Source organism: Caproiciproducens sp. MSJ-32 (assembly GCF_018918055.1).
Lineage (GTDB): Bacteria > Bacillota > Clostridia > Clostridiales > Clostridiaceae > Clostridium.
Genome location: NZ_JAHLPS010000040.1, coordinates 1 through 18849, shown reverse-complemented (window position 1 = coordinate 18849; position 18849 = coordinate 1). Strand labels below are relative to the sequence as shown.

Annotated in this window: 15 protein-coding genes and 3 pseudogenes; 16 read left to right on the top strand and 2 right to left on the bottom strand. The window is 28.6% G+C overall.

The window, feature by feature from the left end; all coding sequences use genetic code 11:
- Positions 1 to 94 precede the first annotated feature (94 nt).
- From KQI16_RS04980 to KQI16_RS04935, 10 genes are all read left to right on the top strand, one after another.
- On the top strand, positions 95 to 2371 hold the full coding sequence (locus KQI16_RS04980) for a cell wall-binding repeat-containing protein (RefSeq protein ID WP_216432598.1): 2277 nt from the start codon (positions 95 to 97) through the stop codon (positions 2369 to 2371).
- Positions 2372 to 2401: 30 nt separating this feature from the next.
- Positions 2402 to 2956: a GerMN domain-containing protein gene (locus tag KQI16_RS04975; RefSeq protein ID WP_216432597.1), complete on the top strand. Its 555-nt coding sequence runs from the start codon at positions 2402 to 2404 to the stop codon at positions 2954 to 2956.
- 349 nt (positions 2957 to 3305) lie between these two features.
- Positions 3306 to 4496 carry a DegT/DnrJ/EryC1/StrS family aminotransferase gene (locus KQI16_RS04970; RefSeq protein WP_216432596.1) on the top strand — a complete coding sequence of 397 codons (1191 nt, stop codon included), beginning with the start codon at positions 3306 to 3308 and terminating at the stop codon, positions 4494 to 4496.
- 155 nt (positions 4497 to 4651) lie between these two features.
- Entirely contained in the window at positions 4652 to 5830 is a 1179-nt protein-coding gene (locus KQI16_RS04965; RefSeq protein WP_216432595.1) for a DegT/DnrJ/EryC1/StrS family aminotransferase, read from the top strand.
- A gap of 412 nt (positions 5831 to 6242) precedes the next feature.
- On the top strand, positions 6243 to 7562 hold the full coding sequence (locus KQI16_RS04960; protein ID WP_216432594.1) for a nucleotide sugar dehydrogenase: 1320 nt from the start codon (positions 6243 to 6245) through the stop codon (positions 7560 to 7562).
- A gap of 136 nt (positions 7563 to 7698) precedes the next feature.
- A complete protein-coding gene (locus tag KQI16_RS04955) occupies positions 7699 to 8415 on the top strand; it encodes a transaldolase (RefSeq protein ID WP_286172884.1) in 717 nt (238 codons plus the stop codon).
- Between the two features lie 9 nt (positions 8416 to 8424).
- Positions 8425 to 8886 carry a PTS sugar transporter subunit IIA gene (locus KQI16_RS04950; protein WP_216432593.1) on the top strand — a complete coding sequence of 154 codons (462 nt, stop codon included), beginning with the start codon at positions 8425 to 8427 and terminating at the stop codon, positions 8884 to 8886.
- Positions 8887 to 8899: 13 nt separating this feature from the next.
- The gene (locus KQI16_RS04945; RefSeq protein WP_216432592.1) at positions 8900 to 9181 is read left to right on the top strand and encodes a PTS sugar transporter subunit IIB; all 282 of its coding nucleotides are present in this window, start codon (positions 8900 to 8902) and stop codon (positions 9179 to 9181) included.
- A 21-nt stretch (positions 9182 to 9202) separates the two neighbouring features.
- Entirely contained in the window at positions 9203 to 10576 is a 1374-nt protein-coding gene (locus KQI16_RS04940) for a PTS ascorbate transporter subunit IIC (RefSeq protein WP_216432591.1), read from the top strand.
- Between the two features lie 61 nt (positions 10577 to 10637).
- Entirely contained in the window at positions 10638 to 12704 is a 2067-nt protein-coding gene (locus KQI16_RS04935) for a BglG family transcription antiterminator (protein WP_216432590.1), read from the top strand.
- Between the two features lie 101 nt (positions 12705 to 12805).
- Here KQI16_RS04935 and KQI16_RS12910 read toward each other — a convergent pair.
- Positions 12806 to 12970, bottom strand: a pseudogene (locus KQI16_RS12910) (HAD hydrolase family protein); the annotation flags it as partial.
- A gap of 282 nt (positions 12971 to 13252) precedes the next feature.
- Here KQI16_RS12910 and KQI16_RS04925 point away from each other — a divergent pair.
- Complete coding sequence (locus KQI16_RS04925; protein WP_216432588.1) at positions 13253 to 13822, top strand: sigma-70 family RNA polymerase sigma factor; 570 nt, start codon at positions 13253 to 13255, stop codon at positions 13820 to 13822.
- Between the two features lie 138 nt (positions 13823 to 13960).
- Here KQI16_RS04925 and KQI16_RS04920 read toward each other — a convergent pair whose 3' ends face one another.
- Positions 13961 to 14536, bottom strand: coding sequence for a sigma-70 family RNA polymerase sigma factor (locus KQI16_RS04920; protein ID WP_216432587.1), 576 nt, complete (start codon positions 14534 to 14536; stop codon positions 13961 to 13963).
- 678 nt (positions 14537 to 15214) lie between these two features.
- Here KQI16_RS04920 and KQI16_RS04915 point away from each other — a divergent pair.
- From KQI16_RS04915 to KQI16_RS04890, 5 genes and pseudogenes are all read left to right on the top strand, one after another.
- Positions 15215 to 15895, top strand: a complete 681-nt coding sequence (locus KQI16_RS04915; RefSeq protein WP_216432586.1) for a YveK family protein — start codon at positions 15215 to 15217, stop codon at positions 15893 to 15895.
- Positions 15895 to 16548 (top strand): CpsD/CapB family tyrosine-protein kinase, encoded by a 654-nt coding sequence (locus KQI16_RS04910; RefSeq protein ID WP_216432585.1) that lies wholly within the window; start codon positions 15895 to 15897, stop codon positions 16546 to 16548. Before KQI16_RS04915 ends, KQI16_RS04910 begins: the two co-directional genes overlap by 1 nt.
- 144 nt (positions 16549 to 16692) lie before the next feature.
- Complete coding sequence (locus tag KQI16_RS04905) at positions 16693 to 17460, top strand: tyrosine-protein phosphatase (RefSeq protein ID WP_216432584.1); 768 nt, start codon at positions 16693 to 16695, stop codon at positions 17458 to 17460.
- Positions 17461 to 17533: 73 nt separating this feature from the next.
- A pseudogene (locus KQI16_RS04900) lies at positions 17534 to 18193 on the top strand (sugar transferase).
- Between the two features lie 211 nt (positions 18194 to 18404).
- A pseudogene (locus tag KQI16_RS04890) lies at positions 18405 to 18849 on the top strand (hypothetical protein); the annotation flags it as partial.

Genomic DNA, 18849 nt, shown 5'->3' with positions numbered 1-18849 from the left:
TATTTTGTAATAAAATAATTTTCCTAATAAAATTATGTAAAATCTTGAAAAAAATTAGTAGAATTGTTAAGCTATTTATAAAGGGGGTGGGAAGATGCCATTTAAGAAGATGAAGAAAATAGTGGCACCAATATTAATAGCATCATTGGTATTACCTATATTACCAAGTTTTAATGTACAAGCGTCAACAAATGTATTTGGAAGAATAGTAAAAGTAGTTAATAATTCAGAATCTGATAGTGGAACAGTATATTTATATGCTACACCAAGTTTAGGAGCACCGGAGAATTCCATTAGCTATGCTAATATAGGCTCTATAGAAGATGCACCTATATTAGAGATAAGTGGTAATTCAGTTAAGGTTATGATTAATGGATGTGTTGGCTGGATAAGCAATGATGCCGCAGCAGGAATCAAGACAATATCAACAGATCAAGTAAAGAACCCAAGTTATTATACAGTAAGAAGTGGAGAACTTATTCATTATATAAGTTCTAACTTGGAAGCTTCAGGTGGAGCATCAATAGTTTTAGGTAAAGCACCAAATTATTTAAAAGAAGGAGTAAAATATTTAAGTTACGATGGAAATTATTTTTATGAATTCAATTCTACTAATATACCTTCAGTTCTAAATATTTTGCTTAATGATTATAGAGCTGGTGTTAGGACAAGTTCTGTGAATAATAACAGGCCTTTTTATAACTATTATCAAAGCCTATCTTTTAGAAGTAGAACAGTTTATAGTGCTGCTGAATTAGATAGATATATTAATGATAATACACCAGGGAACTCAAAATTAAGAGGACTTGGACAAGCTTTTAAAGATGCTGAAAACTCTTACGGAGTTAATGCCTTATTAACATTAGCAGTTGCAATGAACGAATCTGCAAGAGGAACATCTGCAAAAGCTCTACAAAAGAATAATCTATTTGGATTAAAAGCTTATGATTCTCATGAGGATTCAGGTGAAATTTTTGCAACACCTCAAGATTCTATTATAGATTTTGCTAAGAACTATGTATCAAGGGGATATGCAGATCCTTCTCATCCGTACAGATATGCTGGAGGTTTTCTTGGAAATAAAGGTAATGGTATGAATGTAAAATATGCATCAGACCCATTTTGGGGAGAAAAAGCTGCAAGTTATTCCTACCAAATAGATAAATATTTATCAGGTGGTAATGCAAACTTAAGAGATACAAATATATATCAAATAGGTATGTCAACTGCAAATAATTCAGTAATAAAAAATGACGGAACACTTTTATATAATATAACAAGTGGTTCTAAATTTGTAATAACAAACCTACAAAAAGTAGTGATTAATGGACAAGAATATTATGAAATACAACCAGAAAGATCAAATCCTATAGCTTGGGGTGGAGATGGAAGTTATGATTGGTCAAAGGGATATATTCTAGCGAGCAATATAAGTTTTATTGGTAAATATGAGCCGCAAGTTGAAGTAAAATTTGGAGCAAATAGATATGAAACAGCTGCTCAATTAAGTCAAAGCTCATTTAATTCAGCAGATACAGTAGTAATATCAAATGGATTAGCCATAGCAGATGGATTAGCGGCAACTCCAGTTGCAACATATTATAAAGCTCCATTATTACTTGTAGATAAGTATCAAATTAATGATGCTATAAAAAATGAAATAAAAAGGCTTGGAGCTAAAAATGCAATAATAGTTGGAGGAACTACAGTTGTTCCAAAAGCAATAGAAAGTCAATTATTTAGTTTAGGAATTTCAAAAATAACTAGACTAGGTGGGGCAGATAGATATGAAACTGCTCTTGAAGTAGCAAAATACATAGATCAAAATATGTATGATGTTGAAAATATAACTGTTGCATATGGATTGGGTGAGGCAGACGCTTTATCAATTGCACCAGTATCAGGTAGAGATAAGATGCCAATAATATTAGTTAGAAAAGACTATGTTACAGATAATGTATATAATTGGCTTAAATCAGAAAGCTTAAATAATGCCTTTATTATTGGTGGAACAACAGTAGTGAGTGATGCTGTTCTAAATACTTTAAATGGAATAACAGTACAAAATATAGCTGCTAATAGATTAGGCGGAGCAAATAGATATGAAACTAATGCTAAGGTGGTTGAAAGATTTTATGGAGATGTATTTGATAGAGCATATATAACAAAGGGATTACCTTTAGCAGATGCTTTAACTTCAGGACCAGTTGCTGCAATTAACAATTCACCAGTAATATTAGCAAATTATACATTAACAGATAACCAAAAGGCAATATTAGCTAATAGAACTGCAAATAAAATAATTCAAGTAGGAGGGCAAGTGTCTTCTGTGGCAGTTCAAAATTTAAAAGAATTATTAAGTAGAAATTAATAATAGGCCTAAATATTAAGGAGTGATTATATGAAAAAGAAAGTCCTAATAACAGTTTTATCATTAGCTACATTATTATTTGTTTCCTGTGCAAGCAGCATAGAAAAAACAGAAGCAGGTGGAAAAAAAGCAAATACAGAAACTGTTACAAATAATTCAAATAATGGTGAAAATAAAGAAGAAACAGATAAGACTAATACAGAAAAAGTTACTATTGATTTTTATGTTCCAAATGATAATGCAGATGGATTTGATATAGTACAAAAAGAATATGAAGAGATAGATTTAGTGAAAATTGTTCAAGATTCTATTTCAGATAGTGACTTTAGTTATAATAATGCTAAAGTTTTAGGAATTGAAGTTAAAGATGGAGTTGCTTATGTAGATTTAAGCAGTGAATTCTTTGATGATAACAATTCAAATTCTTCTGCTGGTGCTAGAGCTAAAGTTTATTCTATTGTAAATACTCTTTGCTATAATGAGAGTTTAGATATTCAAGAAGTAACATTCCTTAAAGAAGGGGTTGCGCCAGAAACTATAGGACCAATAGAAAATACTATATTCCAACCAAAAGAAGAAATATAATTCAGTTAGGAGTGTGGAGTGGAATTCAGTTAGGAGTTAGGAGTTAGGAGTTTGGAGTGATTAACTCAGTGTGGAGTGTTTCATTCAGTTAGCAGTTAGGAGTTAGCAGTTAGGAGTTTGGAGTTTGGAGTTAGGAGTTTGGAGTTTGGAGTTTGGAGTTGACTAGCTGTTAGTTTGAGGGGGCTTTAGATAGTATTTGAAAAAACTATCTAAAGCCTTATTAGTTTTAGAAACTATATATTAATCTTATTTTTAATCTTTTCTTACGATTAATTTTAAACTATTGACTTTGATTTCCTTAGTACTATAATTTAAACTAAGTAAAATAAATTATGAAAGGATTGACACCATGGAAAAAGTAAAAAATATACCTTTTTCTCCTCCAGACATAACAGAAGAAGAAATAAATGCAGTAGTAGAAGTATTAAAATCAGGATGGATAACATCAGGTCCAAATTTAGCTAAGTTTGAAGAAGAAATAAAAGAATATTGTAAAGTAAATCATGCAGTTGCATTAAACAGTGCTACAGCAGCAATGGAGCTTATCTTAAAGGTTTTAGATATTAAAGAAGGTGACGAAATAATAACTACACCTTATACATATACAGCAACAGCAAGTGTAGCCCTTCATAGAGGAATTCTTCCTGTAATGTGTGATGTTGCAAAGGATTCTTTTTATATGGATTATGATAAGTTAAAGACTTTAATAACAGATAAAACAAAGGTTATTATGCCAGTAGACTATGCAGGTTATCCAGCAGATTATGATAGAATAAAGGGAATTTTAAAAGAACTTAATAGGGAAGATATAATCATTTCAGTTGATTCTGCCCATTCCTTTGGTGCTAGCTATAAGGGAGAAAAGGTAGGGGGACAATGTGATTTTCATTCCTTCTCATTCCATGCTGTTAAAAACCTTACTACAGCTGAAGGCGGCGCAATAACTTTTAATGATAATAATTTTGCTGGAAAAGAAGATTTATATAAGGAATTTAAATACACAGCTCTACATGGACAATCAAAGGATGCCTTATCTAAAATGCAGGCAGGAGCTTGGGAATATGATATACTTACAGATGGATTTAAGTGTAACATGACAGATATTAATGCAGCCATAGGAAGAGTTCAATTAAGAAGATATGAAGATATGTTAAAAATAAGAAAGGCTATTTTTGAAACATATACAAGAGTTTTAGAAAAAGAAGATTTCTCAATAATACCTCTATATAATGATAATGAAGGAACAGAAAGTTCTTATCATTTATATACTTATAGGGTTAAGGGCTTTAAAGAAGAGGATAGAAACTTGCTTATTAAGAAGCTTGCCGAAAAGGGAATATCAACAAATGTTCACTACAAGCCATTACCAATGTTAACTCTTTATAAGAATTTAGGATATAAAATAGAAGATTATCCTAATGCTTATGCTCAATATGAAAATGAAATTACTCTTCCAGTATATAGTACTCTTTCTTTAGAAGATGCTGAATATGTTGCAAAGGAAACAGTAAAGGCAATTAAGGAAATAATGAACTTATAATTTAAAAAGGAGCTTTTAAGCTCCTTTTTAAAATGAAATAAGATTAAATTTTATCAAATTTGTAGATAATTAAAAAAAGTTTATATAAGTAGGCAAATGTGGTAAAATATTAATATTGATTTTATTTAATATAAATGAAGAAGGAGATTATAAAAATGAATATACCTTTGATAGATTTAAAAGCACAATACAAGTCTTTAGAGGAAGAATTAAATAAGGCAGCTTTAGAAGTTTTATCTTCAGCTAAATATATAATGGGAGAAAATGTTATAGAATTTGAAAAGGAATTTGCAAACTATGTAGGAGTAAAACATGCAATTTCAGTTGGAAATGGAACTGATGCTTTAGTTTTAGCCTTAAAAGCTATGGGAATTAAAGAAGGGGATGAAGTAATAACAACACCTTTTACTTTCTTTGCAACAGCAGAAGCAATTTCAGCAGTTGGAGCAGTTCCAGTATTTGTAGATGTAGATAAAGAAACCTTTAATATAGATGTAACAAAAATTGAAGAAAAAATAACAAATAAAACTAAGGCTATTGTTCCAGTTCATATATTCGGTCAAGCAGCAGATATGGATGAAATAAATGCAATAGCCAAAAAGCATAATCTTTTAGTTTTAGAGGATGCTTGTCAAGCTATAGGTGGTAAATATAAGGGAAGAAATATTGGTACCTTAGGAGATGTAGCTTGTTTCTCATTTTTCCCAACTAAGAACTTAGGCTGTGCTGGAGACGGTGGAATGATAGTAACTAATAATGATGATATAGCTATTATTGCAAGAGCTTTAAGAACTCATGGAAGTGGTGAAAACGGTCAAAAAGCATACAATCTTCTAAATAATGTAACTGAAGAAGTTAAAACTGCAGAAGGAGCAGATGATACAGTATATAATCCATTAAAATACTATAATTACCTAATTGGATACAATACAAGATTAGATGCAATTCAAGCAGCCCTATTAAGAGTTAAGTTAAAAGAAATAGATAACTGGAATGCAAAGAGAAGGGAAATAGCGGAAATATATAACAAGGCTTTACAAAATTCAAGCTATGTAACTCCAGCTTGTAGAGAAGAGGTGGAACATGTATATCATATGTATATCCTTCAATCAGAAAATAGAGAGGAAACAATTGAAAAATTAACAAAGGCAGGAATAGCAACAGGAGTTTACTATCCAGTACCTCTTCATCTTCAAAAGGTATATAAAAATCTAGGATATAAAGAGGGAGATATGCCTGTGGCAGAATATTTATCCCATAGAACTTTTGCCATCCCGGTTTATCCTGAATTAACAAAGGAACAAATTGATTATATTTTAAAACACTTAGTTTAATATAATTTACAGTTTTAGCATTTAAATAATAAAATGAAATCTGTGCATGGTGAAAGTTAGAGAAAAGCAATATTTAGGAATTAGGAAGCTTCTTCATCATTAATTTTTATTGTATAACCTGCACTTCAAACAGAAAAAAGTTGTTCTCACTTTTTTCTTAATGGTGTATAATATTGATGTTAAAAAAATAACTAAGATTATTAAAATTAGTGAAAGAAATATTAAAATTTAAGGAATTTGAAATAATAAAAGGAAGATAAAGTGATACAATAAAGTTAAATAATAAAATAAAAGTAAGCAACAATAGAGACTTAAATAATAAAACATTATTTTTAACAATATAATTAGGCACTGTAAACAGTGGACTATACTGAATACATTGCACGCTTAACTGAATAAAGGGAGTGAAAACATGTCAGTTTTAAGAGATGAGTTATTAGAAAAGATTAAAAATAAAACTGCAAAAGTGGGAGTAGTAGGATTAGGATATGTAGGTTTACCTCTAGCTGTTGAAAAAGCAAAGGCAGGATATCAAACTATAGGTTTTGATGTTCAAGCTAAAAAGGTTGAAATGGTAAATAGAGGCGAAAACTACATTGGTGATGTTGTTGATGAAGAATTAAAAGATCTAGTTGAAAAAGGAATATTAAAAGCTACAACAGATTTTAGCTTTATAAAGGATGTTGATACAGTTTGTATTTGTGTTCCAACACCACTTGACCTATATAAGCAACCAGATTTATCATATGTGGTTAATTCAACTACAGATGTTGCAAAATATCTTCACAGAGGAATGTTAGTTGTATTAGAAAGTACAACATATCCAGGAACAACTGAAGAAGTATTAAAGCCAATTTTAGAAAGAGAAAGCGGCTTAAAATGTGGAGAAGACTTCTTCCTAGCATTCTCACCAGAAAGAGTTGACCCAGGTAATAAAGAGTATAATACAAAAAATACACCAAAGGTTGTTGGTGGATGTACAGAAGAATGTACAGAAGTAGCAGCTGCTCTATATGAAAATGTATTAGAAGGAAGCATTCATAGAGTTTCTTCACCTGCAGTAGCTGAAATGGAAAAGATTCTTGAAAATACTTTCAGAAATATAAATATTGCTTTAGCTAATGAAATGGCTATTTTATGTAACAGAATGGGAATAGATGTATGGGAAGTTATAGAAGCTGCTAAAACTAAGCCATATGGATTTATGGCATTCTATCCAGGTCCAGGAATTGGAGGACACTGTATTCCTCTAGATCCTTTCTACTTAGAATGGAAGGCAAAGGAATATGACTATCATACAAGATTAATTGAAACTTCAGGAGAAATAAATGATTCAATGCCAAACTTTGTTTTAGAAAATGTTATGAAGGTTCTAAACAAGGAAAAGAAGGCATTAAATGGCTCAAAAGTTTTAGTTATGGGATTAGCATATAAAAATGATATAGATGACTATAGAGAATCACCATCCTTTAAGGTAATAGAACTTTTAGAAAAGAATGGTGCAGAAGTTATAGTTAACGATCCATACTGCGAAGTAGCTAAGCATAATGGTAAAACTTATCATTCAGTTGATTGGAGAGAAGTTATTGATGCTGCTGATATAGTAGTAATTACAACAGCTCACTCAGCTTATCCATATGAAGAAATAGTTGAAAGAGCAAAACTTGTTTATGACACAAGAAATGCTACAAAGGACGTTGTAAATAATAGAGAAAAGATTTATAAATTATAATATTGAATTATAAAAAAGGATTTTGGAATTTACCAAAATCCTTTTTGTTTTATTTCCTAATAAAAGGGAAATAACTAGATATTCTTATAAATTACTTTTTTTGTTATTATTTAATTAAAGAAAGGGGAGAGAAATTATGATAGAGAATTTAAAAATTAAAATTTATGCGGATGGAGCAGATATAAATTCAATATTAAAGCAGTATAAAAAAGGAATAGTAAGTGGATTTACAACTAATCCATCTCTAATGAAAATTGCAGGAGTTTCAGATTATAGAAGTTTTGCGAAAAAAGTTTTAGAAAATATAAAAGATATGCCTATTTCTTTTGAGGTATTTGCTGATGATTATGAAACAATTATGAAGGAAGCTTTAGAAATTTCTTCTTTTGGAGAAAACGTTTTTGTAAAAATTCCAGTTATAGATACTAAAGGTAATTTTAATGGAAGAGTTATAAAGGATCTATCTGACAGGGGAATTAAACTTAATATTACTGCTGTTTTCACCTTTGATCAAGTTAAAAATATTTTAGGTGTTATAAATAAAGAGAGCAAAACAATAATCTCAATTTTTGCTGGAAGAATAGCTGATACAGGAGTTAATCCAGCTTGTATAATAAAAGAAGCTGTTAAGCTATCAAAAGATTATCCTAATGTTGAAATTCTTTGGGCAAGTTGCAGGGAACTTTATAACATAATTGAATCAGATAATCTTGGATGTCACATTATAACTCTTCAAAATAATCTTTTAAATAAAATAAATTTATTAGGAAAGGATTTAACAGAATACTCTATTGAAACTGTTAAAGATTTCTTTAGAGATGCAAAGAGTCTTGGATTTTCAATATTAGAATAGAGGGTTATTATGATAGAAAAATTATTAAATTCAGATTTAGTTGAAGTAGATGTTGAAGCTAAGAACTGGGAAGAAGCTGTTAGGGCAGCAGGGTTAGTTCTTCTTAAAAATAATAAAATAAAGAAAGATTACATTGAAGCCATGGTTAATACAGTAAAAGAAATGGGAGCTTATATTGTTATGGCAAGGGGAATTGCAATGCCTCATGGAAGGCCGGAAGATGGAGTAATAGAGAATTCCTTATCAATTGTGAAGTTAAAGAAACCAGTTATCTTTGGAAATGGAGATTTTGATCCAGTAACCTTAGTGTTTGCTATTTGTTCAAAGGATAATAAATGTCATATTGATTTTTTAAAGGATTTAAGTTTAATTTTTGATGATGAAACTTTGCTTGAAAAAGTAAGTAATTCAAAAAATAAGGAAGAGTTAAAGGAAGTTATCTTAGAAATTTATAAAGGATCAATGCTTTAAGGGGGAATTTAAAATGAAAATAATAACTGTCTGTGGAAATGGAATTGGAAGTAGTTTAATGCTTGCGATGAAAATACAAGAAATTTGTGAAGAACAAGGCATAAAGGTTCAGGTTGAATCAAGTGATTTGGCAGCAGCAACAGGAAAGGAGTGTGATCTTTTTGTAACTGTTAAGGAACTGGCAGCACATTTCCCTAAAGAAAAAACCCTGATAGTTAGAAGCTATATCAATAAAAAGAAGATTACAGAAGATGTATTAGAAGCGATAAGAACGAAAAGTATTGAATTAAATTAATTTTTTTAGGGGAGGGAATTTATGGAGTCTATTTTAAGTTTTCTAAAAGACGTTTTAAATCAACCGGCATTATTAATGGGTATCATGTCATTTATAGGTCTTATAGCTTTAAGAAAACCAGCTAATAAGGTTTTAACAGGAACATTAAAACCTATTCTTGGTTATTTAATGCTTAGTGCAGGTGCTGATGTTATTATTTCAAATTTAAGTCCTCTTGGAGAAATGATTCAAGAAGGATTTAATATTACAGGAGTTGTTCCAAACAACGAGGCAATAGTTTCAGTAGCTCAGAAGGTTCTTGGAGTAGAAACTATGTCAATTCTAATTGCAGGTCTTATAGTAAATCTTGTTGTTGCTAGATTTACTAAGTATAAATATATATTTTTGACTGGTCATCATAGTTTCTTCATGGCTTGTCTTTTATCAGCAGTACTTCAAACAGCTGGTTTTGAGGGGGGAGTTTTAATTGCAATTGGTGGATCCTTCTTAGGTCTTGTTAGTGCAATACTCCCAGCTGTTGGACAAAAATATACTTTAAAGGTTACTGATGGCGATGAAGTAGCAATGGGACACTTTGGAAGTTTAGGATATTATATTTCAGCTTGGATTGGTTCTAAAGTTGGCAAGGCAGAAAATAGTACAGAAAAAATTGAAATTCCTGAAAAGTGGAGTTTCCTAAGAGATACAACAATTTCTACAGCTCTTACAATGATGGTATTCTATTTGATTGCTGCTATTGCTGCAGGGGCAGACTTTGTTGCCGCTTTAACTGATGGTCAAAATATGATTTTATTTGCTCTTATGTCTGCAATGAAATTTGCAGTTGGTGTAGCTGTTGTTTATTCCGGTGTTAGAATGATTTTAGGAGATCTACTTCCAGCATTCCAAGGAATTGCAACAAAGATAATCCCAAATGCAGTTCCAGCTGTAGACTGTGCAGTATTTTTCACTTATGCTCCAACAGCAGTAGTAATTGGTTTTGTTTCAAGCTTTATTGGTGGAGTAATTGGAATGATAATTCTTGGACTATTAGGAGGAGTTTTAATTATACCAGGAATGGTTCCGCATTTCTTCTGTGGAGCTACAGCAGGTATTTATGGTAATGCAACTGGAGGAAAGAAGGGAGCCGTAGTAGGAGCTTTTGTTAATGGACTTTTAATAAGCTTCTTGCCAGCATTACTATTACCTGTACTAGGAAATCTAGGTTTTGAAAATACAACTTTTGGAGACTTTGACTTTGCTGTAATTGGAATTTTAATTGGAAAACTTTATGAATTTATAGATTCCTTTGGAGTTATAGCTTTGATTATAGTTTTAATCTTAGTGGTAGCAATTCCGAATTTCATAAAAACCAAATCTACTGTTATAAATAATCATTATGATGAATCTCTTTAATAATAGTTAACTTAGTGCAAGGCTTTTTAGCCTTGCTTTAAGTTGTTGTAGGAGGATTATTTTGAATTTAAGGTGTTTAGAAATTTTAGAAAATATTATTAATGAAAAAGAAATTTCAGCTACAGATCTGGCAGAAAGATTCAATGTATCTAAGAGAATGATTAGATATGATATTGATGAAATTAATTTTTTTCTTAAAGAAAATAATTTTAAGCAGATAGATAAAAAGCCTAATTCTCCTTTAAAATTTATAATATCTGAGGAAGAAAAGATTAGACTTAATAAGTTAATAAAAGAATTTAATGAAAATAAATATATTTTTTCTAATGAAGAAAGATTAAATATTTTAATTTATGAAATATTAAGTTCTAATAAAGAGTGTAGCTATTCTGATTTAATGGATAAGCTTAGAGTTAGTAAGACTACAATAAGTTCGGACATAAGAAAGGTTAAGGAATACTTAAAAAATTTTAATTTAAAAATAGTTAAGATATCAAATAAGGGCTTTATTTTAGAGGGCAGTGAAGCTTCTATTAGAAGGGCTATGAGCAGTCTGCTTAAGGATAATAATAAATATAATATTATTAATACTTTAGAAAAGCTTTATAATAATGAAAATAATATTAAAAATATAGATAAGTTTAATATAAGTTCTGAAAATTTATCTTATATTAAGCAATTAGTTCATGAAATTGAAGAAGAATTAGGAGTTTTTTCTGAAGAAGATTTTATGAACCTTGTAATAACTATTTTTGTTATCATTAGCAGGGGAAGTTTTTGTGAAGAATTTAATACTTTCGAAGATAAAGATTTTAATAAGAAATATAAAAGAGAATATAACTTTGCCTATTCATTAATAAGGAAAATAGAAGATAAGTTTAACATTAAGGTTAAAGAGCATGACATTAATATGATAACAAGTATTATTTTGGCTGGAAGTAAAAATGATAAGAATGCTTTTGCTTCCCAGGATTATTTTGAAGCTTGTTCAATTGCAGGAAAAATAATAGATTATTTTAAATTAAAACTAAAAGAAAATTTTAAAATGGATAATGTTCTCTATGAAAATTTTGTAATTCATATAAAAAGTTTAATTTTTAGACTTAGATATAATATTCAAAGTCAAAATCCAATTTTAGAAACTATAAAATCTAATTATAATGAAGATTTTATTGCTTGTAAAAAAGCCTGTGAGTTTATTGAGGAAAAATATAATACACCAATTTCAGATGATGAAATTGGTTATATAGTGATCTATATTAGAGCTGCTTTTCAAAACTTAGTGGAAGAAGAAAAGGAAGTTAAAAATATTATAATAGTTTGTGAAGGAGGATTTGCTACAGGAAGACTGATTGAAAGCAAAATAAGAAGAAATTTTGAAGTAAATATTGTGGCTCTAACTTCTATTCATAATTTAAATAAATATATTAAAAAGGAAAAAATAGATTTTATTATAACTTCATTAGATTTAGAGAGGGTTTTTAATATAGAAGTAATAAAGGTAAATCCTATTATAACAAAAGAAGATATGAATTTATTAAAAAATAAGCTTTTAATTAAAGAAAATAATGAGTTAGATTCTATTGAGGAAATTTTAAAAATAGTAGAAGAGAATTGTGTAATTATAAATAGGGAAAATCTTATTTATAAACTTAATAATTTTATTAAGGGAATGGAAATTAAAGAAGGTTATTTAAAGAATTTTTTAAATAAAGACTTTATTCAAATTAATTTAGAAGCTGATAATTGGATAGATGCAATTAGGAAATCTGCTTATCCACTTATTAAACATAAGATTATTAATAAAAATTATATTGAGGATATTATTGAGAATGTTAAGAATTTTGGCCCTTATATTGTAGTTGATGATTTAGTAGCAATTCCTCATTCAAAACCTAAGGAAAATGTAAATAATTATGGAATAACTATTACTACTTTTAAAAAAGGAATAAGTTTAGGAGAACATAAGAATGTTAGGATTTTCATAACCTTGGCAGCAAATCATAATAAAAATCATATTGAAATAATAAAGGAAATTATGTCTCTTTTTGATAAGGAAGAAAATCTATATAGAATAATTTCGGCTAAAAGCAAAGATGAAATTTTGACTTTTATAAATAGATTATAATTTATAAGCAATTATATAATTAATATAAGATCTGAAATTAGTTTTTAGTAAATAGGTGTTTTTTTGGCAAAATCCTTAATTTAAGGATTTTGCCTTGTTAATTATTCATTACAATCAAGCACAAAATGCTTAATAGCCTTTCCTACTCCGCTGTTATCATTTGTATCTGTAATAAAGTCAGCAGCTTCCTTAACTATATCAAGACCGTTTCCCATGGCAACCCCAATGCCTGCATAATTTATCATTGAAAGGTCATTTTCAGAGTTTTCAATAACTCCAGCCTTTAAAATATTACCTTCATAACTTAGGATTGCTTTATCATTATAGCCATTTTTAATAAAGGCACCATTAGAGGCAATAATTGGAGTATTAATTCCAATAAGGTCAGCATAATACTTAGCAGATAAATACATTCTTTTATAAACCAATAAAATGAAAAATAGTAGGGAAGCACGATTATTGTAGAAAAATGAATAATGAAAAATATGGAATATAGAACGTATGTTTGCTATAATAAAAATATAAAAGCTGAAGGGGGAGACGAATTTATGAAAGAACTATTAATCAAAGCAAAACAGGGGGACAAAGTATCAATGGAAAAACTACTTAATAAATTTGAACCCCTTATAAAGAAATCTTCAAAGCAATATTATATTAATGGCTATGAACAAGGAGATATTAAACAACTAGCCTATATGGCAACATTAAAAGCAATTAAAAGATTTGATTTAGAAAAAAGCAATTCCTTTCCTTTGTATGTAAAAAGAACTGTACAAAATTCTATATATAAGGAAATAAAAAAATCAAAAGAAATAATTAGCTATAATAAAGGGAATAGAGAAACAAAAGAAAATTCTGAAATAAAAAATATAGAAGATAAAAATGTAGAGCTGGAGGAAGAAATAATAAAAAAGGAAAGAAGGGAAAAACTAATTAACTTAATAAATAAAATGGCAAATGAGGAAAAGGAATTTATAAGAGAATTATTTATAGAAGAGAAGTCTCTAAAAGAATATGCGAAAGAAAAAGGTCTTAAATATCATCAGGTAGTTTATTTTAAGAAGAAAGTCTTACAAAAGATAGAGATAAAAGTTGGGGAAGGAGTAGCTAAGAGTTAAGGAATGATAATTAATAATATTAAATAAAAAAATAAGTGCCTAATAATGATTTGTAAACTATTATTAGGTACTTATTATTTTTTATACTAAATCTATATAGTTGAATACTATTAGGAGAAAACTCAAAAGACTTAGATTTCATTGGAGGATGTTAATTAAAAAGTTATTTAGCTTTTTAAGTGCTCTTTTTTTAAGGCAGCTTGCATAATAGTAATCCTTATTGTATTCCTTACAGTATTTCGTAAGATTAGGTCTTTCATTTTTTATAAATAAAAATTCAATTAATTCTTTTTCTTCATTATCTAGTTTTTCTAAAGCTAGATATAAGTTTTCATAAATAATATCCTGTAAAACAGTTGTTTCTACATTAGTCTTATCATCTATAATGCTTTCTTCTAGTTCAAGGCCATCATCATTTGGTTTATTTAAACTCAGCTCATCATTATATCTTATCTCGCTTCTGCATAAATACCTAAAGCCGTTTTTTATAGACCATAGGGCATAGGAGCTAAAGCTGCTAACATTTTTATTTATATCAAATTTATTTATTGCATTAAGTAAATTGACAATTCCAATTTGTATAAGATCCTCAAAGCTTCTACCATTGATAAAAATATTCTTTGCTTCCTTAACAATAAGTGGGTAATACATTTTTATTATTTTTTCTTTAGCATTATTGTCTCCATTCTTTGCTGAAATTAATAGCTCTCGCATATAACTTCCCCCCTCATTATAAAAACATTTCAATTAATAAATATACATTTTGATAGATTTTTTATAAGAAATTAATTAAAAATCGTAAGAAAAATTACTACAAAATACTACATAAACAAGAAAGAGTTTGTAAAATTTTTCTTTTAGAATTAAAAAAGAAATTAAAGATAAGCTAAAAGATACTAATATAAAGAAGATTTTTGTTAGTAAAACTAAGAAAATAAACTAATTATTTACAAGTTAAGGATATTGATATAAAGCTATATCCTGGAAATTTGCGTGAGTTTTTTTGCAAATTCGATATACAAAAATATAAAGAAAAATTATGCAGATAAAAAGTGTAAAACATAACCTTTTTCTTCGCTTATCTTTGGAATAATTAAAAATATGTATAGAAAATTAAATAAAGATAAAAAACAACTTGACATGAATGTCGAATTTATCGAATTTAATCAGAAATTGCAAAAAAGTTTTTTGGAATAAATTATAGAAAAGTTAATGAAATATGTTATAATTTTTTTGTCTTAAGAAAAAATTAATAAATTTTATTAATTTTTATCTATTACTATAAAAAATATAAATTTTTGTTGAAAATTAAATTAAAAGGTGAAAAGCTAGTATATTTAATGATATAATATGCCGGTAATACAAAATATTATTGGTTAGGAGGATTTAAAATTGGAAGAACAAGAAATAAGATTAGATGAGATATTTGATGCTCTAAAGAAGAGATGGTTTATGATTGTGTCAATAACATTAGCAGCAACAATAATATCAGCAGCTATAAGCTTTTTTCTAATAAAACCTAAATATGAAGCAAGTACTAAGCTTTTTATTGGTAAGGAAGAGGCAGAAAGTCAAGGTTACAATCAAAATGATGTAATAATGTATCAAAAACTTATGAAGACATATACTGAAACCATTAAAACTAAAGATTTAGTTGAAAAAGCCTTAGGAAGTTCAAATTTAGAAGTTGATACTAAGAGTGTATTAGAAAACTTAACAGTAACTTCCCTTGCAGACACTCAAATACTAGAAGTTAAATATAAAAGTATTGATCCAAATGAAGCGGCTACAATAATAAAAAAAGTAACAGATGAATTTATAAAAACATCAAAAAAATTAGTTCCTAATGGGAATATTCAAATAATAGAAAGTGTAGAAGTTCCAGATAAACCTGTAAGCCCAAATAAGAAAATGAATATTGCTATAGCTTTTGTCCTTGGCTTAATGGTTAGTGTAGGTCTAGCACTATTATTAGAATTCCTAGATAATACCTTTAAAACTAATGAACAGATAGAAAGAGAATTAGATATACCTGTAATAGGAACAATACCTCAAGTAAAGGAGGATAAGTAATGTTTATTTTAGAGAAAGATCCAAAATCTATAGCTGCTGAAAGTTATAGAACCTTAAGAACAAATATACAATATTCATCCTTTGATAAGGAATATAAAATTATAATGGTTACAAGTTCAGAAACTGGAGAAGGTAAATCCACAATAGCTGGAAATTTAGCCTTATCCTTTGCTCAAGATGGAAAAAGGGTTTTACTTATAGATTGCGATTTAAGAAAGCCATCCTTACATAAAAAGTTTAAAATTTCCAATCTTGTAGGTCTTTCCGATGTATTAATTGGAAAGGAAGATTTAAAAACTGCTCTTCATAGATACAATGAAAATTTAGTAGTTTTAACTTCAGGAAAACTTCCGCCAAACCCATCAGAAATGCTTTCATCTAAGGCAATGAGCAATTTATTAAAAGAATTAAAAAATGTTTTTGATTATATAATTTTAGATACACCACCTGTACAAGCTGTAACAGATTCTCAAATATTATCCACAAAGGCTGATGGAACGATTTTAGTTATAAGGGCAGAAAAAACTAAAAAAGACTCTGTTCAAAATGCCTTAGGCCTTTTAAAGAAGGTTAATGCAAATATAATAGGTACAGTTTTAAACGGAATAGAAAGCGGAAGGAATAAATACTACTACTATTATGGAGAAAAATAATTAAGTCAGTGCACAATGCACAGTACGCAGTGTACAGTTGTTAAAATAATTCAGAGTACCTGGATTATAAAATGTATTAAACTCTGCAAGAGTTTATTTATTAACTGTGAACTGTGAACTGAAAAAACCGGAGGTTTTTTAGTTATGGTTGATTTACATTCTCATATTCTTTGGGGAGTAGACGATGGTTCAAAATCTAGGGAAATGACTTTAAATATGTTAAATTTGGCTATAGAGGGAGGTACTAATAAAATAGTGTGTACTCCCCATTATATGCCTGGTTATTATGAATACACTTTAGATGAAATAAAAAAAAGACAAATTGATCTTAAAAAGTTGATTTTGGAAGAAGGTTTAGATATTGAAACTTATATAGGTCAAGAAGTTTATTATACAAATAATATTCTTGAAAATTATGAAAAGGGGTATATTGGAACAATAAATAATTCTAGATATATGTTAATTGAATTTGATATGAGAAGTTTTTCTTCTACAGAGGTTTTAGAAAACCTATATGAATTACAGTTAAAGGGAATTGTACCAATAATAGCTCATCCTGAAAGATATATTAAATTTATTAAAAAGCCTTCTTTAATAAATGATTTTATAAAAGAAGGCTTTCTTTTCCAGTTAAATATAGGAAGTTTGTTAGGTCACTTTGGAACAGAGGTTAAAAAGCTTGCTGAAAGCTATTTAAAAAATAAGATTTATTCTGCTATAGGTTCTGATGGACATAGGGATGAAAAAAGAACTACCAATATGAAAGAAGGAATAAAAATAATAGAAAAACTAGATGCTGATTATTTAAGATATTTAAATAAAAGCGGAGAAGCAATTTTAGAAAATGAAGAAGTTAAGTTTAGGGGAAGCTTAATTAAAGAAAAGAAGGGTATCTTCAGTATATTTGGCTAAAAGAGCCAAATATACTGAAGCAATAAAATAGTGAATTGGGAATTATGCACTATATAAGATTGGGGGGATGGTAATGGAAAGACTTCAAATTGAAGAACAGGAAATTGTCCAAGTTAGTAAGAAGCAAAATAATATTTATGAAGCCTCAAAAAGAGTCTTAGATTTTGTTGCAGCCTTGCTTGGATTAATATTATTAAGTCCAATTTTTTTAATAGTATCTATTTTAATAAAACTAGAATCAGAGGGTGAAGTTATATTTTCACAAACTCGCATTGGTTTAAATGGTAAGGAATTTAAAATGTATAAGTTCCGTTCAATGGTTAAAAATGCTGAAGAATTAAAAGTAAAATTAGCAGCGCAAAATGAAATGTCTGGACCAATGTTTAAAATGAAGGATGATCCTAGAGTTACTAAAGTAGGTAAGTTTATAAGAAAAACTAGTATAGATGAGCTGCCACAGCTTATTAATGTTTTAAAAGGGGATATGAGTTTAGTAGGGCCTAGGCCAAGTCTTCCAAAGGAAGTAGAAAAGTTTGAGCCTTGGATGCTTCAAAGACTTGAGGTGAAACCAGGACTGACATGCTACTGGTAGGTATCTGGAAGAAATAATATTGATTTTGAAGATTGGATGAAATTAGATTTACAGTATGTAGAAGATAGAAACTTTCTATTAGATTTAAAACTAATATTTAAAACCTTCTTTGTACTGTTTGGAGATAAGAATGCTTATTAGGTTATTTATGAATTATTTTTTAAGAAAAAATGTGTCTATAAGATTATAAAAATAAATGCTGAAGTAGATTATTTATATTAACTTGGATTCGGCAAGTAATGCCGAAAGGCATTGAAATTAAAGAAATTTTTGTTCAAAAAAATTAAAAGAAATCATCTCTTTTAAGTGTTAAAATATAATTGCAAAACCAAAACACAAAAGGGTGATTTCTATGAATAGTTTACAACAAAATCAAAAAAATTTAAAGAAGAAAATTAGATTTTTGAACATGAAAGCAAAATTTAATGATACGAAAGTTTCTTCTGTAGCAACTTTTTCTTATGTGGAATCCTTTAAACAAATAATAGGATTACCAACTATTTTAGAAAAAGGCGTAACCTATAAGAAGGCCGCTAATTCTACTTTTAATACTGCAGAAATTATAGAATACATGATTGATGCAAATATTCTTGGTTTCTCAAGATTTATGCACATTGAAACATTAAGAAATGATGAAGGATATAAAAAGTTTAAAGGTGTAGATAAATTACCCAGTGAAAAAGTATGTAGAGATCTCTTAAAAGCTTTACCAACAGAAACTTTAGAAGAATTAAGAACTATAAATAAAAAAATACTTGACTTAAAGTCTTCAACTGAAGATGTACGCGAGGTTTGTA

Bases quoted from the DNA above. Each gene is read 5' to 3' on its own strand.
- KQI16_RS04980 (WP_216432598.1), top strand. From the start codon at position 95: ATGCCATTTAAGAAGATGAAGAAAATAGTGGCACCAATATTAATAGCA.
- KQI16_RS04975 (WP_216432597.1), top strand. From the start codon at position 2,402: ATGAAAAAGAAAGTCCTAATAACAGTTTTATCATTAGCTACATTATTA.
- KQI16_RS04970 (WP_216432596.1), top strand. From the start codon at position 3,306: ATGGAAAAAGTAAAAAATATACCTTTTTCTCCTCCAGACATAACAGAA.
- KQI16_RS04965 (WP_216432595.1), top strand. From the start codon at position 4,652: ATGAATATACCTTTGATAGATTTAAAAGCACAATACAAGTCTTTAGAG.
- KQI16_RS04960 (WP_216432594.1), top strand. From the start codon at position 6,243: ATGTCAGTTTTAAGAGATGAGTTATTAGAAAAGATTAAAAATAAAACT.
- KQI16_RS04955 (WP_286172884.1), top strand. From the start codon at position 7,699: ATGATAGAGAATTTAAAAATTAAAATTTATGCGGATGGAGCAGATATA.
- KQI16_RS04950 (WP_216432593.1), top strand. From the start codon at position 8,425: ATGATAGAAAAATTATTAAATTCAGATTTAGTTGAAGTAGATGTTGAA.
- KQI16_RS04945 (WP_216432592.1), top strand. From the start codon at position 8,900: ATGAAAATAATAACTGTCTGTGGAAATGGAATTGGAAGTAGTTTAATG.
- KQI16_RS04940 (WP_216432591.1), top strand. From the start codon at position 9,203: ATGGAGTCTATTTTAAGTTTTCTAAAAGACGTTTTAAATCAACCGGCA.
- KQI16_RS04925 (WP_216432588.1), top strand. From the start codon at position 13,253: ATGAAAGAACTATTAATCAAAGCAAAACAGGGGGACAAAGTATCAATG.
- KQI16_RS04920 (WP_216432587.1), bottom strand. From the start codon at position 14,536: ATGCGAGAGCTATTAATTTCAGCAAAGAATGGAGACAATAATGCTAAA.
- KQI16_RS04910 (WP_216432585.1), top strand. From the start codon at position 15,895: ATGTTTATTTTAGAGAAAGATCCAAAATCTATAGCTGCTGAAAGTTAT.
- KQI16_RS04905 (WP_216432584.1), top strand. From the start codon at position 16,693: ATGGTTGATTTACATTCTCATATTCTTTGGGGAGTAGACGATGGTTCA.